Source organism: Streptomyces sp. NPDC028910 (assembly GCF_055564955.1).
The window spans coordinates 1-20,696 of sequence record NZ_JBVHVF010000008.1; the positions used below are offsets into that span (position 1 = coordinate 1).

Consider the following 20,696-nt stretch of genomic DNA (forward strand, 5'->3'; position numbering starts at 1 on the left):
GCCCGGTTACATTCCGAACCCGGAAGCTAAGCCTTTCAGCGCCGATGGTACTGCAGGGGGGACCCTGTGGGAGAGTAGGACGCCGCCGAACAATCTTTCAAAGGACCCTTGGTCCAGCGTTCAACGCTGGACCAAGGGTCCTTTTTGTTTTTGATCTCTTTACGCCGAAGCGCGGCCATGGGTTGGTTGCGCGAGAATGACTAGCGGTACCCCGAAGACAGGAGTCACACCCATGTCCAACTCTCCCGACGATCGTCCGGAGCGCGAGCCTCGGCGCAACGACGGCGGTGACAGGGGCGGCTACCGCGGGGGCCGTGACGACCGTGGCGGCGACCGTCCCCCGTTCCGTCGTGACGACCGTGGTGGTCGGCCGACCGGTGGCGGTGGCGGCGGCTTCCGTCGCGATGACCGTGGCGGGCGTCCCGCCGGCGGTGGCGGCGGCGGTTTCCGTCGTGACGACCGTGGTGGCGACCGCCCCAGCTACCCCCGCCGTGACGACGACCGCGGTGGTCGTCCCGCCGGCGGTGGCAGCGGCGGTTTCCGTCGTGACGACCGTGGCGGCGACCGTCCCAGCTTCCCGCGTCGCGATGACCGCGGTGGCGACCGTCCGTCCTTCCCGCGTCGCGATGACCGTGGTGACCGTCCCTCCGGTGGCGGCGGCTTCCGTCGTGACGACCGTGGCGACCGTCCCTCCGGTGGCGGCGGCGGTTTCCGCCGTGACGACCGTGGTGGCGACCGTCCGAGCTTCCCGCGTCGCGATGACCGTGGCGGGGACCGTCCGTCGTACCCGCGTCGTGATGACGACCGTGGTGGTTTCCGCGGTGGTCGTGACGACCGTGGCGGCGAGCGTCCCAGCTACCCCCGTCGCGATGACCGTGGTGGCGACCGTCCGTCGTACCCGCGTCGTGATGACGACCGTGGTGGTTTCCGCGGTGGTCGTGACGACCGCGGTGGCGACCGTCCCAGCTACCCCCGCCGTGACGACCGCGCCGGCGACCGTCCGTCGTTCCGTCGTGACGACCGTGGCGACCGTCCCTCCGGTGGCGGCGGCTTCCGCCGTGATGACCGTGGCGGGGACCGTCCGTCGTACCCGCGTCGTGATGACGACCGTGGTGGTTTCCGCGGTGGTCGTGACGACCGTGGCGGCGAGCGTCCCAGCTACCCCCGTCGCGATGACCGTGGCGGGGACCGTCCCAGCTACCCCCGTCGTGACGACCGTGGTGGCGACCGTCCGTCGTACCCGCGTCGTGACGACCGTGGCGAGCGTCCCTCCGGTGGCGGCGGTTTCCGTCGTGACGACCGTGGTGGCGACCGTCCGTCGTACCCGCGTCGTGACGACCGTGGCGAGCGTCCCTCCGGTGGCGGCGGTTTCCGCCGTGACGACCGTGGTGGCGACCGTCCGTCGTACCCGCGTCGTGACGACCGTGGCGAGCGTCCCTCCGGTGGCGGCGGCTTCCGCCGTGACGACCGTGGCGGCGACCGTCCGTCCTACCCCCGTCGTGACGACCGCGGTGGCGAGCGTCCCAGCTACCCGCGTCGTGACGACCGTGGCGGCGACCGTGGCGGGTTCCGTGGTGGCCGTGACGATCGCGGTGGTGACCGTGGTGGCTACCGTGGTCGCGATGACCGCGGCGGCGACCGTGACTTCCGCGCGGACCGTGACCGGGACCCGGTCAAGCGGCTTCCGATCGACGAGGACGTCACCGGTTTTGAGATCGACGCCGATGTACGCCAGGAGCTGCTGAGCCTGCCCAAGGGCCTGGCCGAAGAGGTCTCCAAGAACCTCGTCATGGTCGCGCGGCTGATCGACGACGAGCCCGAGCAGGCGTACGCGTACTCGCGCATCGCCCTGCGACTGGCCTCCCGCGTCGCCGCCGTCCGCGAGGCCGCCGGTTTCGCCGCGTACGCCACGCAGAAGTACAGCGAGGCCCTCGCCGAGTTCCGCGCCGCCAAGCGCATGACCGGCTCGGTCGAGCTGTGGCCCGTCATGGCCGACTGCGAGCGCGGCCTCGGCCGTCCGGAGCGGGCGCTGGCCATGGCCGGTGAGCCCGAGGTGCAGAAGCTGGACAAGGCCGGCCAGGTCGAGATGCGGCTGGTCGCGGCCGGTGCCCGGCGGGACCAGGGGCAGCTCGAAGCCGCCATCGTGACCCTGCAGAGCCCGGAGCTGGCGTCCAACTCCATCCAGCCCTGGACCGCGCGCCTGCGGTACGCCTACGCCGACGCGCTGCTGGCGGCCGGTCGTGAGGACGAGGCGCGCGAGTGGTTCGCCAAGACCCTCGAAGCGGACAAGGACGGCGCCACCGACGCCTCCGACCGCCTCGCCGAGCTCGACGGTGTCGAGTTCGTCGATGCCGCGCTCGACCTGGCCGATGTCGACGTCGACGTTGACCTCGACCTCGACGAGGACGAGGACGAGGACGACGGTGCGGACGCGGCGGAGATCGCTGCGGCCGAGCGTGCCTCCGACGTCGCCGAGTACTACGACGAGGACGACGAGGAGTACGAGCCCCTGGAGCAGTCCGAGGCCGACGCCGATGTCGAGGACGACGAGCAGGACAAGGGCCGCGACAAGGCCTGAGGCACGGTCACGGTGAAGTGAGAAGGGCGGTACCCCGGTCGGGGTACCGCCCTTCTTCATGTCCGCGGGTTCAGTCCAGGCCCCGCAGGACCAGGCCGGTGGCCGGTTTCGGTCCGAAGGAGGTGGACTTCCGGGGCATGGTGACGCCCTGGCGGGCCAGGTCCCGTACGACTTCCTCCCGTACGGGATGCAGCAGGACCGCGGTGCCGCCGTGGCGTTCGGCCATGGCCACGGTGGACGCGGCGTCGTGGATGTACGTGATCTGGTCGGGGGTGTCCGGGACGTGCCAGAGGGCGTCGAGCAGGGTCGCGTGCAGGACGGTGGCGTCCAGCCGGCGCCAGGCCTCGGGGCGGTCGTGCCGGACCGTGCGGTCGAGGAGGGCCGGGTCGGGGTCGGTGACCAGGTGGAAGGTGCCGTCGCCGGTGAGGAGGAAGGCGTTGCCCCGTTCCGCCGCGTCCGCGAGGGCGTCCAGGGCCAGCGGGAGCGGCCCGTCGACCGGGCGCACCCGGAAGTGGCCGCCGAGGGCGGCCAGGGCGTCCGGGACCGGAAGGCGCCGCAGCATCCGGTGGATGGCGCGGACCTGGAGCGGGTAGCGGGCGGTGTCCACGAGGAGGACCAGGCCGAAGTCCCACGCGGTGGGGGAGCCGTGCTCCTCCTGGAGGCGCAGGTACGTCGCCCAGCGGTGGTGGCCGTCGGCGATGAGGGCCTGGCGGTGGCTGAGATCGGCCGTGACGGTGGCGAGTTCGGCCGGGTCCGTGATGGCCCACAGGCGGTGCTGGAAGCCGTCCTCGGTGGTGGTCGACAGGAGGGGGGCGCGCTGGGCGGTCCGCTCGACGACCGATGTCGCGCCCGAGCCCGGGTCGTCGCCCCGGTAGGTGAGGAGGAGGGGCTCCAGATTGGCGGAGGTGGCCCGCATCAGGCCCGCGCGGTCGGTGACCACCTCCGGCATGACGTCCTCGTGGGGGAGGACGATGCCCTCGTCGGCGGTGGACAGGGCGAGTGCGCCGATGACGCCGCGCTGCAGCAGACCGGCCTTGCGCTGTTCGTACACGTACAGCGCGGGCTCGGGATCGGCGCTGAGGATGCCCTCGGCGAGCCAGTCGTGCAGGGTGCGCGCGGCCTGTTCGTTGCGCGCTGCGGGAGTCCCCGCCTGGGGGAGGATCAGGCGGACGATGTTGTGCGGGTCGGCGGATTCGAGGTGGTCGACTCCGTCGGGTCGCACGACCACGTCGTACGGCGGCGAGGTGACGGCGGCGAGGCTGCCGACACGCTCGGGGACGTAGCGCAGGCCATGGAACGGGATGAGGCGCAGCCCATGGTCCGCGGTGCCAGATGTGGTCATTGGTGCATGGTAAAGCGCGTCTCGCCATGCGGGATGATCGGGGGAGTACGGAATCGGACAAGATCGAACTCCCCCAGCTACCGCTGGGAGGGGCCCCCAGGAGGAGCACAGGATGACCCGGCAGAGCAGGACCAGTCCCGCGGCGAGTGAGCGCAGTCTGCACCAGGCGTACGACACGGCCCTGCTCGACCTGGACGGGGTGGTGTACGCGGGCGGTCAGGCGATCGCGTACGCCGTGGAATCCCTTGCCGCGGCCCGGGCGGACGGGATGCACCTCGCGTACGTCACGAACAACGCGCTGCGGACCCCGGACGCGGTCGCGCGGCACCTGAGCGAGCTGGGCATCCCGACGGAGGCGGGCGAGGTGATCACTTCGGCGCAGGCGGTGGCCCGGCTGATCGCGGAGCAGGTGGAGCCGGGGTCCAAGGTGCTGGTGATCGGCGGGGAGGGGCTGCGGGTCGCGCTGCGCGAGCGTGGGCTGGTGCCGGTGGAGTCGGCCGACGAGGAGGGGCTCGCGGCGGTCGTCCAGGGGTACGGGGGTCCCGACCTGGCGTGGGGGCGGTTCGCGGAGGCCTCGTACGCGATCAACCGCGGGGTGCCGTGGTACGCGTCGAACACCGACCTGACGATCCCGGGGGCGCGGGGCATCGCGCCGGGCAACGGGGCCGCGGTGGAGGTCGTACGGATCGCCACGGGCGCGGAGCCGCAGGTGGCGGGCAAGCCGCTGCCCCCGATGCACCGGGAGACGGTGCTGCGGACCGGGGCGCGGCGGCCGCTGGTGGTCGGGGACCGGCTGGACACCGACATCGAGGGTGCTTTCAACGGGGACGTGGACTCGCTGCTGGTGCTGACCGGGGTCACGGACGCGGAGCAGCTGGTGCGGGCCGAGCCCAGGCACCGGCCGACGTACGTGGACCGGGACCTGCGGGGGCTGCTGACCGGTCAGCCGGCGGTGGAGCCGGCCGCGGAGGGTTTCCGCTGCGGCGGCTGGACCGCGGTCGCCGGGGACGGGGGCGTGCTGGAGCTGCGAGGGGAGGACGGGGATCCGGTCGACGGGCTGCGGGCGCTGTGCGCGGCGGCCTGGACGGCGGCCGGGGACGGGGTCTGCACGCTGGACGCGGCGAAGGCGCTGGCCAGGCTTGGTCTTTAGGCCCCTTCGGGGAACCGATAGGCGTGCAGGGTAGGCTAACCTAACCTGCGTGTTGGTCGAGAGTCCTCCTGAACCCGAACCGAGTACGGCGGCCGCGGCGCGGGCCGCCGTCACCGCCGCCGCGGCCCGTCCGCGCCGTGCCCCGCGCGTCGCCGGTCTGCTCGCCGCCCTCGCGGTGCTGGCGCTGATCGGGGTCCTGAGCATCGCCGTGGGCGCCAGACAGATGCCCCTGGACGAGGTCTGGCACGGCCTGTTCGACTACGCGGGGACGTCCTCCGACGTGGTGGTGCGGGACCTGCGGGTCCCGCGCACGCTCCTCGGACTGATGGTCGGGCTCGGACTGGGCCTGTCCGGTGCGGTGATGCAGGCGCTGACCCGCAACCCGCTGGCCGAGCCCGGCATCCTGGGCGTCAACGCCGGCGCCGCGGCGGCCGTGGTGTCCGCGATCAGCTTCTTCGGAGCGAGCTCGCTGAGCGAGTTCGTGTGGTGGGCCTTCCTCGGCGCCGCAGTCGTCTCGGTCGTCGTGTACGTGCTCGGCGGCAGCCGCAGCGCGACGCCGGTGCGCCTCGCGCTCGCCGGTACGGCGGCCAGTGCGGCCCTGGTGGGCTACATCAACGCCGTGCAGCTGATGGACAGCAAGGCGCTGGACAAGCTGCGCTTCTGGACGGTGGGTTCGCTGGCCTCGGCCAACATGGACACCGTCCGGCAGGTGGCCCCCTTCCTGCTCGTCGGCGCGGTGCTCGCGCTGTCGCTGGGCCGGCCGCTCAACGCGATGGCCATGGGCGACGACACGGCGCGGGCGCTCGGCGCCCACCTGACGCGCACCCGGATCGGCGCCATGCTCGCCATCACCCTGCTGTGCGGGGCGGCGACCGCCGCGTGCGGGCCCATCGTCTTCATCGGGCTGATGATCCCGCACCTCGTCCGGGCGTTCACCGGCCCCGACGTGCGCTGGGTGCTCGCGTACTCGGCCGTCCTGTCGCCCGTACTGCTGCTCGGCGCCGACGTCCTCGGCCGTGTCGTCACCCGGCCCGCCGAGCTGCAGGTCGGCGTCGTGACCGCGCTCATCGGGGGCCCGGTCTTCATCTACCTGGTACGGCGCAAGAGGATGGCCCAGCTGTGACCGTGACCGCCAAAGCCCGCCGGCTGAGCCTGCCCGGCGGGATATCGCTGCGCGTCGAGGGGCGCGCCCTGGCCGTCGGGGTCCTGCTCGCCGCCCTGGCGCTCGCGCTGGCCGTCCTGCTCATCGGCACGGGCGACTTCCAGATCGCGCCGGGGGACGTCGTACGGACCCTGCTGGGCAACGGCACCCCCGCCAACGACTTCATCGTCAACGACCTGCGGCTGCCGCGGGTCCTGGTCGCCCTGCTCGTCGGCGCGGCCCTCGGGATGGCCGGAGCCGTCTTCCAGTCCGTCTCCCGCAACCCGCTCGGATCCCCCGACCTGCTGGGCTTCGGGTACGGCTCGGTCGTGGGCGCGCTCGTCGTCATCATCGTGTTCAAGGGCGGCGCCACCGAGGTGGCCGTCGGCGCGCTGCTGGGCGGCCTGCTGGCCGGAGCCGTCGTCTACCTGCTGGCGTACAAGCAGGGCATCCAGGGCTACCGGCTGGTGCTCGTCGGCATCGGCGCCTCCGCCATGCTGATCGCCGTGATCCAGTACCTGATCACCAAGGCCCAGATGATCGAGGCCACCCGCGCCATGGTCTGGCTGACCGGCTCGCTGGCCGGCCGGGACTGGGCGCAGGTGTGGCCGCTGCTCGCGGTCTGCGCGGTGCTCTTCCCGCTGGTCCTCGGGCAGGGCCGGGCGCTGCGGATGATGGAGATGGGCGACGACGCCGCGTACGCCCTCGGGGTACGGGTGGAGCGCACGCGCCTGCTGCTGATGCTCGCGGCGATCCTGCTCACCACCGCCGCGAGCGCCGCGGCCGGGCCCATCAGCTTCGTCGCGCTGGCCGCGCCGCAGCTGGCCCGGCGGCTGACCCGCTCGCCCGGCGGGAACCTGCTGACCGCCGCGCTGATGGGCTCGGTGCTGCTGATGGTGTCCGACTGGGCCTCGCAGCGGGCCTTCGGCGCCGACCAGTTGCCGGTGGGCGTGGTGACCGGGCTCGTCGGCGGTGTCTATCTGCTCTGGCTGCTCGTCACCGAGCGCAAGGCGGGACGTATATGAACCTCAGGAGTGACCAAGTGCAGCGGCTGACCGCGCAGAACGTGACCCTCGGCTACGACCGGCGGATCATCGCCGAGAACCTCTCGGTGGAGATCCCCGACAACTCCTTCACGGTGATCGTCGGCCCGAACGCGTGTGGCAAGTCCACGCTGCTGCGGGCGCTTTCGCGGATGCTGAAGCCGACGGTGGGGCGGGTGCTGCTGGACGGGCAGGCGATCGGGTCGCTGCCGGCGAAGAAGGTCGCCCGGACGCTGGGCCTGCTGCCGCAGTCCTCGATCGCGCCGGACGGGATCACGGTGGCCGACCTGGTCTCGCGCGGCCGGTACCCGCACCAGGGGCTGCTGAGGCAGTGGTCGGCCGAGGACGAGCGGGTCGTGAACGAGTCGATGGCCTCGACCGGGGTCGCCGAACTCGCGGACCGGGCCGTGGACGAGCTGTCGGGCGGGCAGCGGCAGCGGGTGTGGATCGCGATGGCGCTGGCGCAGCAGACGCCGCTGCTGCTGCTCGACGAGCCGACGACGTACCTGGACATCCAGCACCAGATCGACGTGCTGGACCTGTGCGCGGAGCTGCACGAGACGCGGGGGCGGACGCTGGTGGCGGTGCTGCACGATCTGAATCACGCGGCGCGGTACGCCACGCATCTGATCGCGATGCGGGGCGGGGAGGTCGTGGCCGAGGGGGCGCCGGGGGAGGTGGTGACGGCGGAGCTGGTGGAGCAGGTGTTCGGGCTGCGCTGCCAGGTGATCTCCGATCCGGAGACGGGGACGCCGTTGGTGGTTCCGGCGGGGCGGAAGTCCCGTGCGGGGGCTCGCGCCGGCGTGTAGCGGGTGCGGCGGCGTTGCCGGGGGCTCTGCCCCCGGGCCCCCGCGCCTCAAACGCCGGCGAGGCTGAAAGATCGGGGCTCCGCCCCGGACCCCGCGCCTCAAACGCCGGCGGGGCTGGAGGCTAGAGGAGGCTCTTCAGGCGGAGGAGGTCGCGGAAGCCGGCTTCCAGTTTTACTCGGCCGGAGGCCCAGGCCTTGGCGAACTTCAGTTCGCCCGCGACCAGGGAGACGAGGTCGTCGCCGGTCATCGCGAGCCGGATCTCGGCCTTGCCGGCGGGTGGGCCGGGGGCGACCGCGTCCACGCGGATGCGGCCTCCGTCGAGGCGGCCCGTGAACGTCTGGTCCAGGTCCGTGATGTGGCAGCTCAGGGAGCGGTCGAGCGCGGTCGCGCCGCGCACGTCGCCGTCGGCGCGAGCGAGGTTGCCGGAGAGGTGGTCGAGTGCTTCGCGGCACTCCTGGATCGTAGCCATCGTGATCACGACCGTACCGCAGAGCCATGCGTGGTCGCGGGGCGCTACGGGGTAGCGTCGGGGCATGACCGACGAAGCTACCGAAGCCCCGGGCGAAGCCGGGGCCGGGCCCGCCGGGCCCGTGGCGCTGGGCGTCGTACGCACGCCCACCGGGCACGCCGGCGTGGACGCGCACCTGGCCCGGCTGGCGGACGCGGACCACCTCGCGGCGGGCGGACACGTCGAGGTGTACGAGGATGTCCACAGGGGGCTGCGCGAGGCGCTGACCGCGCTGGACGCACCGCCCGTCCCCGGACCGTACGAAAACAGGAGCTGAACCGAACGTGGCAGGAGTGGCACGCCGCCGCCTGGACGCCGAACTGGTACGCCGCAGCATGGCCCGCTCGCGCGAGCACGCCGCGCAGCTGATCGCCGCGGGCCGGGTGACCGTGGGCGGCACCACCGCGACCAAGGCCGCCACCCAGGTCGAGACCAGCGCGGCTCTGGTGGTGCTCAAGGACGACAGTGATCCCGACTACGTCTCGCGGGGCGGCCACAAGCTCGCGGGGGCGCTGGCGGCCTTCCAGCCGCAGGGGCTGCGCGTCGAGGGCCGCCGGGCGCTGGACGCCGGCGCCTCCACCGGCGGGTTCACCGACGTGCTGCTGCGCGCGGGCGTGTCCCACGTCGTGGCCGTCGACGTCGGCTACGGGCAGCTCGCCTGGTCGCTGCAGAGCGATGACCGGGTCACCGTGAAGGACCGTACGAACGTCCGCGAGCTGACGGTCGAGCAGATCGACGGGATTCCGGTCGACCTGGTCGTCGGTGACCTGTCCTTCATCTCCATCGGGCTGGTGCTGCCCGCGCTCGTACGGTGCTGCGCGCCGGACGCGGACCTGGTGCTGATGGTCAAGCCGCAGTTCGAGGTCGGCAAGGACCGGCTGGGCAGCGGCGGTGTGGTGCGCAGTCCGGAGCTCCGGGCGCAGGCCGTGCGTGAGGTCGCGGCGCAGGCGGCGAAGCTGGGTCTGGGCGTTCTCGGGGTGACCGCGAGTCCGCTGCCCGGGCCGTCGGGAAATGTCGAGTACTTTCTGTGGCTGCGGGCGGGGGCACCGGCACTCGACCCGGCGGATGTTGACCGTGCAGTGGCGGAGGGGCCGCAGTGACAGATTCATCAGCTACATCGGGGTCGGTTTCGGGGTCGGTTTCGGGTTCGGATTCCGTGACGGGGCGGACCGTCTTCCTGCTCGCGCACACCGGGCGGCCGGCGGCCATCCGCAGTGCCGAGCTGGTCGTGAAGGGACTGCTGCGGTGCGGGCTGGGCGTACGCGTCTTCGCGCACGAGGCGGCCGACCTGCCGCTGCCGCGCGAGGTGGAGCTGGTCACGGAGTCCACGCCGGGGGTGCTCGACGGGTGCGAGCTGCTGATCGTGCTGGGCGGGGACGGGACCCTGCTGCGCGGTGCGGAATTCGCGCGCGCCTCGGGGGTGCCGATGCTGGGCGTCAACCTGGGCCGGGTGGGGTTCCTCGCCGAGGCCGAGCGCGACGACCTGGACAAGGTCGTGGACCGGGTGGTGAGCCGCTCGTACGAGGTCGAGGAGCGGATGACCCTCGACGTGATCGTGCGCACGAACGGCGACGTGGTCCACCAGGACTGGGCGCTCAACGAGGCCGCGGTCCAGAAGGTGTCCCCGGAGCGGATGCTGGAGGTGGTCCTGGAGATCGACGGGCGCCCGGTGTCCGGCTTCGGCTGCGACGGGATCGTCTGCGCGACTCCGACGGGCTCGACGGCCTACGCCTTCTCCGCGGGCGGGCCGGTGGTCTGGCCGGAGGTGGAGGCGCTGCTGATGGTGCCGATCAGCGCGCACGCGCTGTTCGCGAAGCCGCTGGTGACCTCGCCGAACTCGGTGCTGGCGGTGGAGGTGCAGACCGGCACCCCGCACGGGGTGCTGTGGTGCGACGGCCGGCGCATGCTGGAGCTGCCGTCCGGGGCCCGGGTGGAGGTCCGGCGGGGGGCGGTGCCCGTGCGGCTCGCCCGGCTGCACCACGCCGTCTTCACGGACCGGCTCGTCGCGAAGTTCGCGCTGCCGGTGTCGGGTTGGCGTGGGGCACCTCACTAGGACCCTGCCCGGGTGTCCTGCCCGACCGCCTCATTAGCACATCCGTTCGGAGAACTCGGGACGGGTGACGTCACATGGCACCCGTGAAACCTCGGTATCGTCGTCCCGTGCTTGAGGAGATGCGGATACGGTCGCTCGGGGTCATCGACGACGCGGTGGTCGAGCTGTCGCCCGGTTTCACCGCGGTGACCGGCGAGACCGGCGCGGGCAAGACGATGGTCGTCACCAGCCTCGGGCTGCTGCTCGGCGGTCGCGCCGACCCGGCCCTGGTGCGGATCGGGGCCAAGGCGGCGGTGGTCGAGGGCCGCATCGTCATGCGCCCCGACGCGCCGGCCGCCGTACGCGCCGAGGAGGCCGGGGCCGAGCTCGACGACGGGGCCCTCCTGATCAGCCGGACCGTGTCCGCCGAAGGGCGTTCGCGGGCCCACGTCGGCGGCCGTTCCGTGCCCGTCGGGCTGCTCGCCGAGCTCGCGGACGACCTGGTCGCCGTACACGGGCAGACCGACCAGCAGGGCCTGCTGCGCCCGGCCCGGCAGCGGCAGGCGCTCGACCGGTACGCCGGGGACGCCGTCGCCGTCCCGCTGGAGAAGTACGCGGCCGCCTACCGGCGGCTGCGCGCGGTCGCCGTCGAACTGGAGGAGATCACCACCCGGGCCCGGGAGCGGGCCCAGGAGGCGGACCTGCTGCGCTTCGGACTGGACGAGATCGCGGCCGTGGAACCGGTGGCCGGCGAGGACACCGAGCTGGCGGCGGAGGCGGAGCGGCTCGGACACGCGGAAGCCCTGGCCTCGGCGGCGCAGGTGGCGCACGCCGCGCTCGCGGGCAATCCCGAGGACCCGGAGGCCATCGACGCGAACATGCTCGTCGCGGGCGCCCACCGGGCGCTGGAATCCGTACGGTCGCACGACCCGGCGCTCGGCGCGCTCGCCGAGCGGATCGGGGAGCTGGGCATCCTGCTGTCCGACGTGGCCGGCGAGCTGGCGGGCTACGCCGACGACCTCGACGCCGATCCGCTGCGGCTGGCCGCGGTGGAGGAGCGGCGGGCGGCCCTGACCCAGCTGACCCGCAAGTACGGCTCCGCGGGCACCGTGGACTCCGTACTGGAGTGGGCCGAGCAGGGCGCGGCGCGGCTGCTGGAGCTGGACGGCGACGACGAGCGGATCGCGGAGCTGACCGCCGAGCGGGACGGGCTGCGTTCCGAACTCTCGCTGCTGGCGCAGGCGTTGACGGACGCCCGGGTGGAGGCGGCGACACGCTTCGCCTCCGCGGTGACGGAGGAGCTGGCGTCGCTGGCGATGCCGCACGCACGGGTGACGATCGACGTCCGGCAGGCCGAGGACCCAGACGGCGTGGACGTGGACGGCCGGCCGGTCGCCTACGGTCCCTCGGGCGCGGACGAGGTCGAGCTGCTGCTGGCCCCGCACCCCGGTGCCCAGCCGCGGCCGATCGCCAAGGGCGCCTCGGGCGGTGAGCTCTCCCGGGTGATGCTGGCCGTGGAGGTCGTCTTCGCGGGCTCCGACCCGGTGCCCACGTACCTCTTCGACGAGGTCGACGCGGGAGTCGGCGGCAAGGCGGCGGTCGAGGTGGGCCGGCGGCTGGCGAAGCTGGCCAGGTCGGCGCAGGTCGTGGTCGTCACGCACCTGCCGCAGGTGGCGGCCTTCGCGGACCGGCAGCTGCTCGTCGAGAAGACCAACGACGGCTCGGTCACCCGCAGCGGGGTCACCGTCCTGGAGGGCGAGGCCCGGATCCGCGAGCTGTCGCGCATGCTGGCGGGGCACGAGGACTCGGTCTCGGCGCGGGCGCACGCCGAGGAACTGCTGGAGGCGGCGCGCGCCGACGCGTGAGGTGACGGCGCGACAGGCAGACAGGGCCCGGGAGGGCCTGGGACGGCCTGGGACGGCCAGGGAGGGCCCGGGGCGCACCGCGCTCCGGGCCCTTCGCCGTGTCCGCGCCCGCCGCGCGCAGGCGCCGGGGTGACGCGGCGATAGGCCGTGTGGGTGAGCATGAGGGGTATCCGGCGGTATCTCGTACGGGATCCGCACCCGTATGGTCCCGGAACGCGCGTGCGGACTGGCATTCTTGGCGACGTCTCTGACTCCCTCACCCTGGAGCTTCGGCCCGTGAGCAGCTCCCCGGTCTCCACCTCCGCCCCGGCCCAGCCCTACGGGCGGCCGCCGCTGCGCACCGTCCAAGTACTCGGCGGCGGTGCGGGCGCGGGCAGCAGCGCCCACGTGCGGTCGCTCGCGACCGGGCTCGCCGCGCGCGGGGTACGGGTCACGGTGTGCGCGCCCGTCCAGGCGGAGGGGGAGTACGACTTCACCGGCGCGGGGGCGCAGTTCGCGCCCGACGCGGTGAGCGTGCTGCGGGCCGCGTGCGCCGGGGCGGACGTCGTCCACGCGCACGGGGTACGGGCCGGGCTGCGGGCCGCGCTGGCCATGCGGGGGCGCCGGGTGCCGTTGGTGGTGAGCTGGCACGGCGACGGCCCGACGGCCGCAGGTGCGCTCGGGCGGCTGAGCCGGATGCTGGAACGGCACGTGGCGCGGGCCGCGGCGGTGGTGCTCGGGGCCTCCTCGGACCAGGTGGACCTCGCGCGGCGGCGGGGCGCCAGGGACGCGCGGCTGGCACCGGTGGCGGTCCCCGCGGTTACGGAGCCGGCCGCGGATCCGGACAAGGTGCGGGCGGAACTGGGCGCGGTGGAGCGGCCGTTGCTGATCGCGGTCGGGAGCCTGGTGCCGCACCGGGGGTACTCCCTGCTGCTCGACGCCGCGCGGGAGTGGCGGGAGCTGGACCCCGTACCGCTGCTGGTGATCGCGGGGGAGGGGCCGCTACGGGCCGAGCTGGCCCGGCGGATCGAGGCCGAGGGGCTCCCGGTACGACTGCTGGGGCGCCGCCGGGACGCGGCGCAGCTGCTGGCGGCGGCGGACGTGGCGGTGCTGGCGAGCCGGTGGGAGGCGCGGGCGTTGCTGGCGCAGGAGGCGCTGCGGGTGGGTGTGCCGTTGGTGGCCACGGCGGTGGGGGGCGTGCCGGAGCTGGTGGGGGAGGGGGCGGTGCTGGTCCCGTACGGGGACCCGCGGGCCCTCGCCTCGGCCGTGACCGGCCTGCTGGCGGATCCCCAGCGGCGGGCCGAGCTGGCGGCGGTGGGGCGGGCGCAGGCCGCGACGTGGCCGTCCGAGGACGACACGGTCGCGCAGGTCCTGTCCGTCTACGACGAGTTGATGGAACGGGGCCGCCGGTAGCGGGCATCCAGCCCCGCCGGCGTTTGAGGCGCGGGCGCGGAGCGCCGTAGGGGGTCTGGGGCGGAGCCCCGGGGAACGGGGGAAGGGCGGGTAGGGGACAGCCCCGCAGGGCGCCACTGCCGGGGCTCCGCCCCGGACCCCGCGCCTCAAACGCCGGCGAGGCTGAAGGAGGCAGGGGAAGAGCCCCGCAGGGCCACCCACTCGCATCTGGCGGGCGGCGGTGGCAGGATCCCGCCCGAGGCCCGACGGACGGAGTCCGGCGCAGCGGCGCGAAGCCGGAGAGGCCCGCCAGGGCCGAGCCGTGCGAGCGGCGCGTTCAAGAAGAGACCACGTGGCGGCGGGCGCGGAGGGCCAGGCTGAGGGAGAGGACCGTTTCGGGGTCGTCCAGGTCCGTGCCCAGGAGTTCCGAGATGCGGGCCAGGCGGTTGTAGAGGGTCTGGCGGTTCAGGTGGAGTTCACGGGCCGTCTCCGCCTTGCGGCCCGCATGGGCCAGGTACGTCTCCAGGGTGGGGAGCAGCGGCGGGCGGGAGGTCGTGTCGTGGGTGCGGAGGGCGCCGATCGCGCGGTCCACGAAGGCCGCCAGGTCAGGGTGTTCGCGCAGCCGCCACAGGAGGAGGTCGATGTCCAGCCTCCTCGCGTCGTACCAGGGCCGGGCCGGCAGGCCGTGGGCGGCCGTGGCGGTCTCCGCCGCGTGGCGCAGGCCCGCCGAGGCGGCCGCCCAGCCGCCCGCGACGCCGACGACCACGGCCGGCGGGGCGGCGGCGCGGTCCAGCCCGGCCCGTTCCACGCCCGCCCGCAGCGCGCCCGCGACCCGGTCCGCCACCGCCGTACGCTCCGACTCCGCGCGCAGGGACACGAGCAGCGGGACGCGGCCTTCGACCGGGCGCACGCCCAGCAGGACCGGGACCCCGACGGACGCCAGTTCCTCCAGGACCGCCCGGGCCAGCACGGCCCAGTTGCCGGACGGGCCGAGGTCCGAGGAGAGCCGCATGACCACCGGCAGCAGCGGACCGCCGCCCGGCTTGAAGCCCAGGACGCGGGCCTGCGCCGGGGCGTCCTCCGCGGAGATGCGGCCCTCCGCGAGGTCCGTCAGGAAGTCGCCGCGGCCGCGCGCCGCCAGCTCCTCCTCCTGCCGCGCCTGCATCAGGACCACGGCCAGCACGCCGGCCGTGCGTTCAGCCGCCATCCGGTGCACCGGGAGCAGCGGGGCCGAGACCCCGACGAGTACCACCCGGGCCCGGACCGAGCCCGTGCCGTGGCCCCCGCCCGGTACGTCGACGACCACCGTGTTCGCCGACGGCTCGGCCTCGCGCTGGCCCCGTAGGCCCTCCCACACCTGGAGCGGGTCCGCGCCCGCGTTCCCGGCCGAGCTGCCGGCCGCGTACAGCAGCTGGCCGTCGGGCGTCTCCAGGAAGACCGGGTTCGCCGTGAAGTCGGCCAGGATCCGCAGGACCTGCGGGATGCCCCCGCCGCCCAACAGGGCCTCCGTACAGCGCCGGTGGACCTCCTCGGCCCGCTGCAGCAGTGCGTAGTGGTGGTTGACGATCTCGGTGTGGACCTCCTCCGTGACCGTCACGAAGGGGACCTCCCGGTGGAGCTGGACCAGGGGGAGCCCCGCCGAGCGCGCGGTCTCCACGATCGTCGCCGGCAGCCGGGTGAAGCGCGGGCCCAGCTCGACCACCAGCGCGGCGATCCCCCGGTCCGCGAGGCGGCGTACGAAGGCGCGCTGCTCGGCGGGCCGGGTGCCGAGGCCGAGACCCGTGGTCAGCAGCAGCTCGCCGCCCTTGAGGAGGGAGGCGATGTTCGGTACCTCGCCCGCGTGCACCCAGCGGACGGTCCGGCCCAGGCGGTCGGCGCAGGCCATCACCTCCGGCAGCCCGCTGCGCAGCCCCGGCAGTTCCAGTGCCCGCTGAACCGTGATCCCGCCCTGGTCGTCCATATCGCGCGACGGTACCGGCCCGTCTCTTCCGAACACATCACCCACCGGTTACAAGTGTGGCGCGGCCCGACAACTCGTCGTCTTCGCAAGGTGATTATCGGACCACGTGCCGATTGTGGTCTGCGTCACGCGGGGAGAGAGTGGGCGCCCTCCACACAGAAGAGGACGCAATGAGCAGAGACATCACCGGCAGGTCGCCGCAGACGCCAGAAACCCCGCAGGTCCAGCGGCTGAAGGCCAACTCGGTCGGGCTGGTCGGCGTCGTGTTCATGGCCGTCGCCACCGCCGCCCCGATCACCGCGATGACGGGCAACCTCCCCATCGCGGTCGGCTTCGGCAACGGCACCGGCGCTCCCGCCGGTTACCTCTTCGCGACGGTGGTCCTGACCGTCTTCGCGGTCGGCTACGTCGCCATGGCCAAGCGGATCACCGCCGCCGGCGCCTTCTACGGATACATCTCGCACGGCCTCGGCCGCATCGCCGGAATGGCGTCCGGGATGCTCGCCGTCCTCGCGTACATCGTCTTCGAGGCCTCGATCGTCGGGGTGTTCTCCTACTTCGCCAAGACCACCGTCCACGACCAGCTCGGCGTCGACCTGCCCTGGATCGTCTACGCCGCGGGCATGCTGGCCGTCACCGCCGCCCTCGCGCACTTCGACATCAACCTCACCGCCAAGGCGCTCGGGGTGATGCTCGTCGCCGAGATCGCCGTGCTGTTCGCCGTCGCCACCGCCGTCCTGATCGCCGGCGGCGGCCCGGAGGGCATCCCGCTCGAACCCGTCAACCCGAAGAACGCCTTCACCGGCACCTCCGCCGGGCTCGGCCTCTTCTTCGCCTTCTGGTCCTGGGTCGGCTTCGAGTCCACCGCCATGTACGGCGAGGAGTCCCGCGACCCCAAGCGGGTCATCCCCAAGGCCACGCTCATCTCCGTGGTCGGCGTCGGCCTCTTCTACATCTACGTCTCCTGGATGACGATCGCGGGCAACGGCCTGGCGAAGTCCGCCGAACTGTCCGCCTCCACGAACCCCCTCGACCTGTTCTTCGCCCCCACCGAGACCTTCATCGGCGCCTGGGCCGTCGACGCCTTCCAGTGGCTGCTGCTCACCGGCTCCTTCGCCTGCGGCATGGCCTTCCACCAGTGCGCCGCCCGCTACCTCTACGCCATCGGCCGGGAGGGCTTCCTGTCCCCGAAGCTCGGCCGCACCCACGCCAAGCACGGTTCGCCCCACGTGGCCTCGGTCGTGCAGACCGCCATCGCCACCGCGCTCGTCGGCGGCTTCTGGCTCACCGGGCAGGACCCGTACCTGCACCTCTACACGCTGCTCGCGATCCTCGGCACGATGGCGATCCTGATCGTCCAGACGCTGTGCTCCTTCGCCGTCGTCGGCTACTTCCGCAAGAACCACCCGGAGGACCGGCACTGGTTCAAGACGACGACCGCGCCCCTGCTCGGCGGTGTCGGCATGATCGCCGTCGTGGTCCTGCTGGTCCTCAACATGGAGACCGCGGCCGGCAGCGCGGCCGGTTCCGTCTTCTTCACGCTGATCCCGTGGATCGTGGGCGCCGTCTTCCTCGGCGGCCTCGGCCTCGGCCTCTGGCTCAAGGCGAAGGCCCCCGAGCGCTACGAGATCATCGGCCGGATCGTCCTGGAGGACGCCGCCGAGCGCCCCGGCGACGACGACGCCGACGCTGCCGCCCTGCCGGACCGGGCCGCTGCCCCGTCCGACCCGACCGCCCCGTCCGACCCGACCGCCGCGAACGTCTAGGAGCCCCCGCCATGGCCCGTACGCCTGTCATGCACGCCCTGAGCCGGCTCGCCGCCGAGCACGCAGCCGCCCGGCGGCTCGCGCTGCCCGCCGCCGAGGTCCGCGGCTCCACCCGCCGCGAACTCCTCGGGCGCGCCGCCGCCCTGGGACTCGGCACCGTCCTCGCCTCCTCCGCGACGCCCGCCCACGCCGTGGGGGCCGCCCCCGCCAAGAGGCCCGTCGGCCCCGCCCGCGTCGCCGTGATCGGCGCCGGCATCTCCGGCCTGACCGCCGCCCTCACCCTGCAGGACGCGGGTGTCGCCTGCACCGTCTACGAAGCCAACCCGGCCCGCGTCGGCGGCCGGATGTGGACCCAGCGCGACCACTGGGCGTACGGCCAGACCTCCGAGATCGGCGGCGAGCTGATCGACACCAGCCACAAGAAGATCCTGGAGCTGTGCCGACGCTTCAATCTGCCCACTGAGGACTTCCTCGGCGGCGGCCCCAACGGGGCCGAAGAGGTGCTCTGGTTCAACGGCGAGTACTACTCCCGCACCCAGGCCGACGAGGACTTCAAGGCCGTCTTCCAGGCCCTGCACCGCGACCTCCAGGAGGCCGGCGAAGTCACCTGGAACAGCACCACGCCCGCCGGGACGGCCCTCGACAACATGACCCTGTACGAGTGGATCGAGACCCGGGTCCCCGGCGGCCACGGCTCGCAGCTCGGCCGCTTCATCGACGTGGCCTACAACGTCGAGTACGGCGCCGAGACCGACCAGCAGTCCGCTCTCGCCCTGGTCCTCCTGATGGGCTACCAGCCCAACCCGGGCCGCTTCAACGTCTGGGGCCTGTCCAACGAGCGCTACCACATCACCGGAGGCAACGACCAGCTGCCGAACGCCATCGCCGCGGCCCTGCCCGCCGGTTCGATCGTGATGGGCCGCGAGCTGGTCGCCGTACGGGCCAACGCCGACGGCACTCAGACGCTGACCTTCAACGACTCGGGGTCCGTCCGGACCGCCGTCGCCGACCACACCATCCTGTGCCTGCCGCTGCCGGTCCTGCAGCGCATCGACACCTCGCAGGCCGGCTTCGACCCGCTGATGCGGAACCTGCTGCGCGACGCCCGGATGGGCTACTGCACCAAGCTCAACATGCAGTTCACCGCGCGGCCCTGGCGCGGCACCGGACCCTGGCCGGGGGTCTCCGCGGGGGACTGCTTCACCGACAGCGAGGTCCAGCAGACCTGGGACACCACCAAGGTGCAGCCCGGCACCGGCGGGATCCTCCTCCAGTACGCCGGCGGCGCCCTCGCCGGCTCGCTCACCCCGGCGACCCCCTTCGCCACCGAGGCCGACCCGTACGTACGGGCCCTCGCCGGCCGGATGCTGACCGGCATCGACGCGTTCTACCCGGGCACCAAGGCCGTCTGGACCGGCAGGGCCCAGCTGTCCGCCTGGCACCGCAACCCGTACTCGCTCGGCGCGTACTCGTACTGGCCCACCGGCTACCTGCACCGCTACGCCCAGTACGAGGGGACCGCACAGGGCAACGTCCACATCGGCGGCGAGCACTGCAGCTACGACTTCCAGGGGTTCATGGAGGGCGGCGCCACCGAGGGCGAGCGCGCGGCGCGGGAGGTGATCGCCGCCCTCGCCTGAGCGGCTGGGCGGCTGAGGGGCTGGGCGGCCCGGCAGGTCAGGTCAGGTCGGCCGGATGTTGTGGTTGAAGCGGAAGACGTTGTCCGGGTCGTACCGCCGCTTCAACGCCCCCAGCCGCCGCATGTTCTCGGCGCCGAGGCCCGAGACGATCCGGTCCGGGCCCTCGTCCCCCGTGAAGTTGAGGTAGACCGCGCCGGTGCTCCACGGCTGGACATCGGCGCGGACGTCCTTGACCCACTGCCGGACCCGGTCGTCGTCGGCCGGCTCCTCCCAGATGCCGAACGGGTGCACCGCCCAGGGCGAGTCGCGGAACGGCACCGGGTAGTCGGCCGGGCCGGAGGCGACGGCGCCGCCCTGCGGAAAGAGCACGTGCTGGGTGCCGGTCGGCACCGGCATGCTGTCGGCGCGGGCGCAGAAGACGTCCACGAACGCGTCCGGGACGCCGGTGAGGTACTCCGCCGACCAGTAGTTCCGCATGCCCGCCGGGTCGTCGATCATGCACTGGAGATCGGCGTACGGGATGGCCGTGACGATCTCGGACTCGTGGGGGATCGCCAGCAGCGGCTCGGCCAGCTCGCGCATCTCCTCCTCGGGGCCCGCGTACGTCAGCAGCGCGCCGGCCAGCAGCAGGCCGACCAGGTGCGGCGGCACGAACTCCTCGGGCGGGCCGGTCAGGTAGAGGGCGGCGCCGGAGGCCTCCGGCGGCCCCGACTCGATGACGTCCCGGTACGTACGGACCACCTCGGGCCCGCGCTCCGGCAGGTACAGCACGAACGCGATCGACATGACGGGCAGTTCGTGCAGCTTCAGGGTCAGCGAGGTGGCGACGCCGAAGTTGCCGCCGCCGCCGTGCAGCCCCCAGAACAGCTCCGGGTGGTCCTCGGTGGTCGCGTGGACCAGCTCGCCGTCCGCGGTCACCAGATCAACGCCCAGCAGATTGTCCACCGCCAGGCCGAACTTCCGGTCCAGCCAGCCGGTGCCGCCGCCCAGGACGAAGCCGCCGACGCCGGTGGTGGAGGCCCGGCCGCCGGTGGTCGCCAGCCCGTACGGCTGGCAGGCTCGGTCCAGGTGGCTCATCGTGGCCCCGCCCTCGATGTGCGCGGCCCCGGCCGCCGGGTGGACCGTCACCTCGTGCATCCGGCGCAGGTCCACGACGAGGCCGCCGTCGTTGAGGGACATCCCGGCCACGCTGTGCCCGCCGCCGCGCACGGAGACGTTCAGGTCCAGGTCCCTCGCGAAGCGCACGGCGGTCACGACGTCCTCCGCGCTCTCGCAGCGGGCGATGACGGCGGGCTTGCGGTCGATCATCGCGTTGAAGACCGTCCGGGCCTCGTCGTACCCCGGGTCCTCGGGGGCGAAGACCTCGCCGGACAGATCCTCGCGGAGCGCGGTCAGGGCCGCGCCCGCCTTCGAGAGGGGAGCCATGGCTGCCCCCTTCCACCGGACGCAGGGCGTAGGACCCTTCCAGCGTAGGCGGAGGCGATCACCGGG

General features: G+C 73.3%; 16 protein-coding genes, 1 rRNA gene and 1 pseudogene. 14 read left to right on the plus strand and 4 right to left on the minus strand.

Features of this window, described 5'->3' with window-relative positions:
• From rrf to ACZ4TV_RS12860, 3 genes and pseudogenes are all read left to right on the plus strand, one after another.
• A 5S ribosomal RNA gene (gene rrf / locus ACZ4TV_RS12850) occupies positions 1-91 on the plus strand; the annotation flags it as partial.
• A 513-nt stretch (positions 92-604) separates the two neighbouring features.
• A pseudogene (locus tag ACZ4TV_RS12855) lies at positions 605-1,414 on the plus strand (hypothetical protein); the annotation flags it as partial.
• Positions 1,415-1,741: 327 nt separating this feature from the next.
• Positions 1,742-2,578, plus strand: a complete 837-nt coding sequence (locus tag ACZ4TV_RS12860; RefSeq protein WP_468134089.1) for a tetratricopeptide repeat protein — start codon at positions 1,742-1,744, stop codon at positions 2,576-2,578.
• A gap of 70 nt (positions 2,579-2,648) precedes the next feature.
• On the opposite strand, the gene ACZ4TV_RS12865 is transcribed toward ACZ4TV_RS12860, so the two are convergent.
• A complete protein-coding gene (locus ACZ4TV_RS12865) occupies positions 2,649-3,920 on the minus strand; it encodes a DUF1015 family protein (RefSeq protein ID WP_468133747.1) in 1,272 nt (423 codons plus the stop codon).
• Between the two features lie 112 nt (positions 3,921-4,032).
• Here ACZ4TV_RS12865 and ACZ4TV_RS12870 point away from each other — a divergent pair, with 112 nt between their 5' ends.
• Genes ACZ4TV_RS12870 through ACZ4TV_RS12885 form a run of 4 tightly spaced genes read left to right on the plus strand, consistent with a single transcriptional unit; the run spans position 4,033 to position 8,063 of the window.
• On the plus strand, positions 4,033-5,070 hold the full coding sequence (locus ACZ4TV_RS12870; protein WP_468133749.1) for an HAD-IIA family hydrolase: 1,038 nt from the start codon (positions 4,033-4,035) through the stop codon (positions 5,068-5,070).
• A 49-nt stretch (positions 5,071-5,119) separates the two neighbouring features.
• The gene (locus tag ACZ4TV_RS12875) at positions 5,120-6,193 is read left to right on the plus strand and encodes a FecCD family ABC transporter permease (protein WP_468133751.1); all 1,074 of its coding nucleotides are present in this window, start codon (positions 5,120-5,122) and stop codon (positions 6,191-6,193) included.
• Positions 6,190-7,236, plus strand: coding sequence for a FecCD family ABC transporter permease (locus ACZ4TV_RS12880; RefSeq protein WP_468133753.1), 1,047 nt, complete (start codon positions 6,190-6,192; stop codon positions 7,234-7,236). Before ACZ4TV_RS12875 ends, ACZ4TV_RS12880 begins: the two co-directional genes overlap by 4 nt.
• Before the next feature lie 17 nt (positions 7,237-7,253).
• Positions 7,254-8,063 (plus strand): ABC transporter ATP-binding protein, encoded by an 810-nt coding sequence (locus ACZ4TV_RS12885; protein ID WP_468134091.1) that lies wholly within the window; start codon positions 7,254-7,256, stop codon positions 8,061-8,063.
• 121 nt (positions 8,064-8,184) lie between these two features.
• Here the strand turns inward: ACZ4TV_RS12885 and ACZ4TV_RS12890 are convergent, their stop codons facing one another.
• Positions 8,185-8,532: an SCP2 sterol-binding domain-containing protein gene (locus tag ACZ4TV_RS12890; RefSeq protein ID WP_468133755.1), complete on the minus strand. Its 348-nt coding sequence runs from the start codon at positions 8,530-8,532 to the stop codon at positions 8,185-8,187.
• A gap of 64 nt (positions 8,533-8,596) precedes the next feature.
• Between ACZ4TV_RS12890 and ACZ4TV_RS12895 the strand changes: the two genes are divergently transcribed.
• From ACZ4TV_RS12895 to ACZ4TV_RS12915, 5 genes are all read left to right on the plus strand, one after another.
• Positions 8,597-8,848 (plus strand): hypothetical protein, encoded by a 252-nt coding sequence (locus ACZ4TV_RS12895; RefSeq protein ID WP_468133757.1) that lies wholly within the window; start codon positions 8,597-8,599, stop codon positions 8,846-8,848.
• Positions 8,849-8,855: 7 nt separating this feature from the next.
• Entirely contained in the window at positions 8,856-9,671 is an 816-nt protein-coding gene (locus tag ACZ4TV_RS12900) for a TlyA family RNA methyltransferase (protein ID WP_468133759.1), read from the plus strand.
• Between the two features lie 56 nt (positions 9,672-9,727).
• Positions 9,728-10,624 carry an NAD kinase gene (locus tag ACZ4TV_RS12905; protein WP_468133761.1) on the plus strand — a complete coding sequence of 299 codons (897 nt, stop codon included), beginning with the start codon at positions 9,728-9,730 and terminating at the stop codon, positions 10,622-10,624.
• 119 nt (positions 10,625-10,743) lie between these two features.
• Entirely contained in the window at positions 10,744-12,468 is a 1,725-nt protein-coding gene (recN, locus tag ACZ4TV_RS12910) for a DNA repair protein RecN (RefSeq protein WP_468134093.1), read from the plus strand.
• 276 nt (positions 12,469-12,744) lie between these two features.
• Entirely contained in the window at positions 12,745-13,860 is a 1,116-nt protein-coding gene (locus ACZ4TV_RS12915; RefSeq protein ID WP_468133763.1) for a glycosyltransferase family 4 protein, read from the plus strand.
• 316 nt (positions 13,861-14,176) lie between these two features.
• Here the strand turns inward: ACZ4TV_RS12915 and ACZ4TV_RS12920 are convergent, their stop codons facing one another.
• Positions 14,177-15,799, minus strand: coding sequence for a PucR family transcriptional regulator (locus tag ACZ4TV_RS12920; protein ID WP_468133765.1), 1,623 nt, complete (start codon positions 15,797-15,799; stop codon positions 14,177-14,179).
• Between the two features lie 170 nt (positions 15,800-15,969).
• On the opposite strand from ACZ4TV_RS12920, the gene ACZ4TV_RS12925 reads away from it, so the two are divergent.
• Complete coding sequence (locus ACZ4TV_RS12925) at positions 15,970-17,565, plus strand: APC family permease (RefSeq protein ID WP_468133767.1); 1,596 nt, start codon at positions 15,970-15,972, stop codon at positions 17,563-17,565.
• A gap of 11 nt (positions 17,566-17,576) precedes the next feature.
• A complete protein-coding gene (locus ACZ4TV_RS12930; protein ID WP_468133770.1) occupies positions 17,577-19,205 on the plus strand; it encodes a flavin monoamine oxidase family protein in 1,629 nt (542 codons plus the stop codon).
• Positions 19,206-19,247: 42 nt separating this feature from the next.
• Here the strand turns inward: ACZ4TV_RS12930 and ACZ4TV_RS12935 are convergent, their stop codons facing one another.
• Positions 19,248-20,630: an FAD-binding oxidoreductase gene (locus tag ACZ4TV_RS12935; RefSeq protein ID WP_468133772.1), complete on the minus strand. Its 1,383-nt coding sequence runs from the start codon at positions 20,628-20,630 to the stop codon at positions 19,248-19,250.
• Positions 20,631-20,696: the final 66 nt, after the last annotated feature.

Excerpts from the sequence above, each read along its gene's own strand:
- ACZ4TV_RS12865 (WP_468133747.1), bottom strand. The coding sequence starts at position 3,920 with ATGACCACATCTGGCACCGCGGACCATGGGCTGCGCCTCATCCCGTTC.
- ACZ4TV_RS12870 (WP_468133749.1), top strand. The coding sequence starts at position 4,033 with ATGACCCGGCAGAGCAGGACCAGTCCCGCGGCGAGTGAGCGCAGTCTG.
- ACZ4TV_RS12890 (WP_468133755.1), bottom strand. The coding sequence starts at position 8,532 with ATGGCTACGATCCAGGAGTGCCGCGAAGCACTCGACCACCTCTCCGGC.
- ACZ4TV_RS12895 (WP_468133757.1), top strand. The coding sequence starts at position 8,597 with ATGACCGACGAAGCTACCGAAGCCCCGGGCGAAGCCGGGGCCGGGCCC.
- recN (WP_468134093.1), top strand. The coding sequence starts at position 10,744 with ATGCGGATACGGTCGCTCGGGGTCATCGACGACGCGGTGGTCGAGCTG.
- ACZ4TV_RS12920 (WP_468133765.1), bottom strand. The coding sequence starts at position 15,799 with ATGGACGACCAGGGCGGGATCACGGTTCAGCGGGCACTGGAACTGCCG.
- ACZ4TV_RS12925 (WP_468133767.1), top strand. The coding sequence starts at position 15,970 with ATGAGCAGAGACATCACCGGCAGGTCGCCGCAGACGCCAGAAACCCCG.
- ACZ4TV_RS12930 (WP_468133770.1), top strand. The coding sequence starts at position 17,577 with ATGGCCCGTACGCCTGTCATGCACGCCCTGAGCCGGCTCGCCGCCGAG.
- ACZ4TV_RS12935 (WP_468133772.1), bottom strand. The coding sequence starts at position 20,630 with ATGGCTCCCCTCTCGAAGGCGGGCGCGGCCCTGACCGCGCTCCGCGAG.